Raw genomic sequence first — 5,822 nt, forward strand, 5'->3', positions numbered from 1 at the left:
GAGCGCCACGCTCCGGCCGGCGCCCGGGCAGCGGTCCGCCGAGGCCACCGCCGGTCCGCCGGCCGTCCACTCGGCGGCACCGGCCGCGACGCCCGATGGCGAGGGTCCCGTACAGACGCCCTGACCCCGTACGGGCGGGCGCGGATCAGCGCGGGCGCGGGATCGACCCGGTCTCCTGCTTGGGCGGTGTCTGCGTACGGCCCGGGAACTTCGGCTTCGGCAGCGTCTCCACCTCCTTCTCCGCCTCCTCGAGCTGCGCCTTGGTGTCCGGCAGCTCCGGCGGGGTCGCGGTGGAGGCCATGCCGAGCGCCGAGGTCAGGTCGCCGAAGGTCGAACGCCGCCAGGCGCTGAGGTTGGGCGCCGCCACGCCGGTCAGCTGTTCGAGGAACCGCAGCGTGGAGGTGTGGTCGAACCTCTCGGTGGCCACCCAGCCGCCCATCGTCCACGGCGAGATGAGCAGGCACGGCACCCGGAACCCGCCACCGATCGGCACGCCGTTCACGAACTCCCCGGCCGTGCCGGCGGGCGGCACCGGCGGCGGGACGTGGTCGAACAATCCGTCGTTCTCGTCGTAGTTGAGGATGAACAGCGTCTTGCTCCACACGTCCGGGTTGGACGCGATGGCGTCGATCTTGCTGGCCACGTAGTCGGCCCCGGCGGCCGGCATGTAGTCGGGATGTTCCGACTGGGTACTCGTCGGGATGATCCACGAGACCGTGGGCAGCTTGTCGTTCTCGGCGTCGTGCTCGAACTGACCCGCCGAGGAGACGGCCATCCCGCTCTTGTAGAGCGTGGAACTCGTCGGCGCGTCCTGGAAGGTCTTGAAGTACTCCAGCATGTTGCAGCCGTAGTTGTCGCTCTCCTGGTAGACCTTCCAGGTCACGCCCGCATCGGTCAGCGCCTGCGGGTAGGTCTTCCACGCGTACGGCGTCGGGTCGGCGTTGCTGATGACCGGGCCGCCGCGAGTGCCGCCCGGGTCGATGGTCGCGCTCATCAGATAGAGCCGGTTCGGCCAGGTCGGGCCCATGACCGAGCAGAAGTAGTTGTCGCAGATCGTGAACGACTCGGCCAGGGCGAACTGGAACGGGATGTCGGCGCGCGAGTGGTATCCCATGACGTACGGGCCGTTGGCGCCGTCGGCGGCGCGGTGCGCCGGCAGCCACTTGTCCATCTTCCCGTTGTTCCACGCCTGGTGTTGCACGCTCCACGCGTGGCTCGTGGACGGGATCGCCTGCGCGCTGGTCTTCTTCGTGTCGAGGTGGAAGGGCAGCAGATAACCGGCGGGGTTCACCGTGTCGGGCTGGTAGAAGACCGATTTCCCGGTGCTGAGCTTGATGGCGTTCGGGTCGGAGAAGCCGCGGACACCCGGCAGCGTGCCGTAGTAGTGGTCGAACGACCGGTTCTCCTGCATGAGGATCACGACGTGCTTGATGTCGCTCAGCGAGGCGGTCAGGCGTTCCGGCGTCTCGGCGAGCGCGCGGCGCACGTTGGGCGGAAGGAACTCGGCGGCGAACGCAGCGGCGGCCACGGCGCCGGCCGCTCCGAACAGGCGTCGGCGAGTCAGGTCCGGCATGGGGGGCTCCCGTCTGGCAGGGGGGCGAGGCACGTTGGACGATGACTCGCGGGAAGGGCGCCCGTGGTGCGGCCGGATGAACGGGAGACGACAAATAGCTCAATATGCGTGGTGACTCTTCATGACACAACAAGTCATCGGCTTGATCAATATGTGTCGAGCCGGTCGACCTGGCGCCATGACATTCCGTCGGCCAACGATCACTAATCGCGCCGGCCGGCCGTAAAGGAGGCCCGCCACGGATGTGACGGGCCTCTGCCTGTTACGTACTTACGCGTCTGCTACCAGCGATACCACCGGCCACGGGCGCCTGACGATCCAGCGCCTCTGAACACGAAACCGAGCAGCCAGAGCACGAGGACGATGATGGCGATCCACCAGAGAGCCTTGAGGGCGAAACCCGCCCCGAAGAGGATCAGGGCGAGCAGTAGAACCAGAATCAAAGGAACCATTTGTCATTACCTCCCGGCCAACCCGCTACCCGCGTTCGAAGGGTTCATGCAACGCACTTAGATCGGTTCCGTTCGTTTCCGCTCCGGCCGGAGCCGATCACGACGGAAACGTTTGCGACCGACACCCGGGGTAACGGGGCGGGGATGAGAAGCCGGGAGGAAGGACGTCGAGGTTTCATGGACGACGACCTCAGTTACAGCATGGAGGCCCGGGTGCGGGTCGCGTTGTCGGCCAGTGCCGCGCAGGTCAGCGCCACCGCGGCCTCGCTCGTACCCACGCACGACGAGTCCGGCTGCCCGCGCGGCGAGCTGGCCGAGCTCGCCGGACGGCTGGTCGACACGGCCGGCGAGGCGCTGACGTACGCCGTGTCGTGCGAACGCCGGCGCGGCACGACCTGGGAGCGGATCGCCGAGGTGCTGAACGAGGACGTCGCGGCGGTCCGGCGACGGTTCGAGGAGCCGGTGGCACGGCTCGACCGGAACCTGGTGGCGGCCTGGCTCGACCCGGACCGGGCGGACCCCCTGCCCGAGGGCGCCGGCGACCCGGCCGGGAGCGCGGCGCGCCTGGACGAGTGGCTGACCGGGGACGCCCGGCGCGACGACGCGTTCTGGCACCATCCCGACGCGGAGATCCGCGAACACCCGGTCGGCTCCGGGCTGACCGCCATGTCCCCGATCGAGCACTACGAGCTCCTCGCCTCCGCATCCGAGATGATCGACGAGGACGGCCACGACCGCGAAGCGCTGATCAGCCTCCACCGGCGGCGTATCGCCCTGCTCGAATGGCTGCTGGCCGAGGAGCTCCTCGATCCCGGAATCGGCGAGGACGTCGACGAGGACACCCTGCGCACCCTCCTGCGGGTCGCCCGGCGCCGCCTCGCCCGGCTGTAGCCTCCGGGGGCCGTCCGGCAGGCGGCACTCATGACCAGGGCGATCCCGGGGTAGCGCTTCTTGTATGAGGATCGTCATCGTGGGTGCCACGGGCAATGTCGGTTCGAGCACGGCACAGGCGCTGGCGGCCGACCCGGCCGTCACGTCGCTGGTGTGCCTCGCCCGGCGCACCCCGGACCTTGAGCTGCCGAAGGCGGAGTGGGCGTCCGCGGACGTCACCACGACCGACCTCGTCCCGCTCTTCCGCGGCGCCGACGCCGTCGTCCACCTCGCCTGGGCCTTCCAGCCCACCCACGACCCGGCGGCGACCTGGCGTGTCAACGTGCTGGGCAGCCGACGGGTCTTCGACGCGGTCGCCGCGGCGGGCGTGCGGTCGCTGGTGTACGCGTCCTCGGTCGGCGCGTACTCCCCCGGTCCCAAGGACCGGGCCGTCGGCGAATCGTGGCCGACCGACGGCTGGCCGGGCGCCTCCTACACACGAGAGAAGGCCTACGTCGAGCGGATCCTGGACGCCTTCGAGGCCGAGCATCCAGACCTCCGGGTCGTACGGCTCCGCCCCGGGTTCATCTTCAAGCGGGAGGCGGCGCAGGAGCAGCGCCGCATCTTCGCGGGGCCGCTGCTGCCCAACATCGACGCCCGTGCCCTCCCGGTCGTCCCGGAGATTCCGGGGCTACGGTTCCAGGTGGTGACCAGCACGGACATCGCGGAGGCCTACCGGCTGGCGGCACTCGGCAACGCCCGCGGCGCGTTCAACGTCGCGGCCGACCCGGTCATCGGCACCCCAGAGCTCGCCGAACTGCTGGACGCACGCCCGGTGCTCGTCCCCGCCCGCCTCGTACGCGCCGCCGTCGCGGCCGGCTGGTGGCTCAACCTGCTCCCGGCCTCACCGGGCCTGTTCGACGCCGTACTGCGCCTGCCGATCATGGACTGCTCCCGTGCCCGCGACGAACTCGGCTGGACGCCGCGCGACAGCGCGATCGACGCGCTGGAGGAGTTCATCACGGGGCTACGCGAGGGCGCGGGCACGGGCACGGTCACGCCGCCACTGGCCGCCCACTCCGGCAGCCGACTCCGCGAACTCCTCACGAGCCGCCGGCCGCTCCCCTAGGGCACGTTTCGAAGTCCCGCCGCCCGGGACACTCCCGCCTTCCGGGACACTCCCCGCCCAGGGACACTCCCCGCCCAGGGACACTCCCCGCCCTCCCAGGGGGCGCCGACCCCACTTCCTGTCAAGCCACCCCACACACCAAAGAAAGACCACACCCACGGCTGTGGAAAACCCACGACCCGACCACTTCGAGACAGACCCTAGGTCGGGTCCCTTCGGGGCTTCGAGACGCGTCCGGGGGCGGTCGCCGCGGCAACCGTCCCCAGACTGACCGGCGCGCTGGTCGTCTCAACGCGTCGGCTGCCTCTCGTCGCTACCCGCTTCGGGCCCGTCGATTCACCGTTCAGGAGTCCCTGAGCAACTCGGCCTGGAGTTGGGCGAGCGTGCGGGAGATGAGCCGAGACACGTGCATCTGCGACAGGCCCATCAGCTCAGCGATCTCGGTCTGCGTCTTGTTGCCGTAGAACCGGTACAAGATGATCATCCGCTCCCGCTCGGGCAGCCTGTCGAGCAGCGGGCGTACCGCGATGTGGTCGACGGCGTCCTCGATCGCCGAGTCAGGCGCGCCGATCAGCTCACCGAAGGAACCGGCGTCGTCCTCATCGCCCACCGGCGTGTCGAGCGACATCGGCCGGTAGGCGTCGAAGGCGCCGATCACCTCGATGGCCTCCTCTTCGCTGATGTTCAGGATCTCGGCGATCTCCGGCACCGTCGGCGGGCGGTTGTGGTCACGGAAGAAGTCGCGCCGGGCCTCACGCATCGCCAGCCGCAGCTCCTGCAGCCGGCGGGGCATGCGCAACAGCCAGGTACGGTCGCGGAAGTGCCGCTTGACCTCGCCCGTCATCGTCGGGCCGGCGTAGGCGAGGAACCGTTCCCCGCGCTCGGTGTCGTACCGGTTGATGGCCTTGACCAGTCCCAGCGTCGCGGCCTGTTGCACGTCCTCGACGGGCTCGTCGTACTGGGCATAGCGCCGGGCGATGCCACGGACGATGGGCATGTGCATCCGCACGAGCTCCGTACGGATCTCCTCGCGCCGTGGATCCTCCTGCGACAGGCCGTCGAGCTCACCCAGCAGCGCCTCGGCGCGGCCGTCGTCGTAGTCGATCTGGGTCGTCATGCGATCTCCCAGGAAGAGTTGCGCTGAACGCCGTGAGTCGGGCGGATGCGCTGGGTGTCTTCGCTGGGTCGCCGGGCCGAAACCACGATCACCGGTCGCATGCGCAGCCGTCACCTCACGTTTCGTCGGTCTACGTGAGGGCCGCGCTGTTGGACCCTGGTCCGGCATCAAGCCGGACCTTCACCGTGTACCCCGGTGCGCGGCAAGTCAACCAGAGAGATTCTGTGCCACGCGTCTCGGCCCGGGCGTTAGCGCGGTGTCCGCGCAAGGGTTCACCGGGCGGTGTCGATGGAGGCGTGCAGGTCCGTACGGCCCTGGTCGGCCCGGCCGCCGTCGGACTCCTGCCAGGGCAGGCCCTCGGATCCTCGCGGGCCAGGCCGGACGGCTCGGCGAGCGCGGCGACGTGGGGCCGCTCGCGGTTGTGAGGGTCGCCCCTCACGTGAACCGGGGGCGCACGGTTCATGGACACCGCCTCAGGGGGCCTGTCTCAGAGTCCCGCTGTCCGGCTGCGCGGCGCCTCGCCGCGTTGCCGTCGGTCGACAGCCGAGCCTTGCGAGCGCCCCCCTGGACGCCGCTTCGCTGGGAACGGGGACCTTGAGACAGGCGCTAGTACTACATGGCTAGATCTGTAGGACCTGGAGGCGCAAGCGTCGCCGGAAGTGGTTCCTGCGTGCTTGGGCT

General features: G+C 69.7%; 5 protein-coding genes. 2 read left to right on the forward strand and 3 right to left on the reverse strand.

Translation table 11 applies throughout. The features are described 5' to 3' along the window. Positions 1–145 precede the first annotated feature (145 nt). Together ACFFNX_RS43855 and ACFFNX_RS43860 are read right to left on the reverse strand one after the other, a co-directional pair. On the reverse strand, positions 146–1,573 hold the full coding sequence (locus ACFFNX_RS43855) for an alkaline phosphatase family protein (protein ID WP_378212176.1): 1,428 nt from the start codon (positions 1,571–1,573) through the stop codon (positions 146–148). Positions 1,574–1,854: 281 nt separating this feature from the next. Next, positions 1,855–2,025 carry a DUF5670 family protein gene (locus ACFFNX_RS43860; RefSeq protein WP_378212178.1) on the reverse strand — a complete coding sequence of 57 codons (171 nt, stop codon included), beginning with the start codon at positions 2,023–2,025 and terminating at the stop codon, positions 1,855–1,857. A gap of 177 nt (positions 2,026–2,202) precedes the next feature. On the opposite strand from ACFFNX_RS43860, the gene ACFFNX_RS43865 reads away from it, so the two are divergent. Together ACFFNX_RS43865 and ACFFNX_RS43870 are read left to right on the forward strand one after the other, a co-directional pair. After that, positions 2,203–2,916, forward strand: coding sequence for a hypothetical protein (locus ACFFNX_RS43865; protein ID WP_378212179.1), 714 nt, complete (start codon positions 2,203–2,205; stop codon positions 2,914–2,916). Positions 2,917–2,980: 64 nt separating this feature from the next. After that, positions 2,981–4,024, forward strand: a complete 1,044-nt coding sequence (locus tag ACFFNX_RS43870) for an NAD-dependent epimerase/dehydratase family protein (protein ID WP_378212180.1) — start codon at positions 2,981–2,983, stop codon at positions 4,022–4,024. Between the two features lie 343 nt (positions 4,025–4,367). On the opposite strand, the gene ACFFNX_RS43875 is transcribed toward ACFFNX_RS43870, so the two are convergent. Next, a complete protein-coding gene (locus ACFFNX_RS43875; protein WP_378212181.1) occupies positions 4,368–5,141 on the reverse strand; it encodes a SigB/SigF/SigG family RNA polymerase sigma factor in 774 nt (257 codons plus the stop codon). Positions 5,142–5,822 lie beyond the last annotated feature (681 nt).

Source organism: Actinoallomurus acaciae (assembly GCF_042429965.1).
In the GTDB taxonomy this organism is placed as follows: Bacteria; Actinomycetota; Actinomycetes; order Streptosporangiales; family Streptosporangiaceae; genus Actinoallomurus; species Actinoallomurus acaciae.

Excerpts from the sequence above, each read along its gene's own strand:
- ACFFNX_RS43855 (WP_378212176.1), bottom strand. The coding sequence starts at position 1,573 with ATGCCGGACCTGACTCGCCGACGCCTGTTCGGAGCGGCCGGCGCCGTG.
- ACFFNX_RS43860 (WP_378212178.1), bottom strand. The coding sequence starts at position 2,025 with ATGGTTCCTTTGATTCTGGTTCTACTGCTCGCCCTGATCCTCTTCGGG.
- ACFFNX_RS43865 (WP_378212179.1), top strand. The coding sequence starts at position 2,203 with ATGGACGACGACCTCAGTTACAGCATGGAGGCCCGGGTGCGGGTCGCG.
- ACFFNX_RS43870 (WP_378212180.1), top strand. The coding sequence starts at position 2,981 with ATGAGGATCGTCATCGTGGGTGCCACGGGCAATGTCGGTTCGAGCACG.
- ACFFNX_RS43875 (WP_378212181.1), bottom strand. The coding sequence starts at position 5,141 with ATGACGACCCAGATCGACTACGACGACGGCCGCGCCGAGGCGCTGCTG.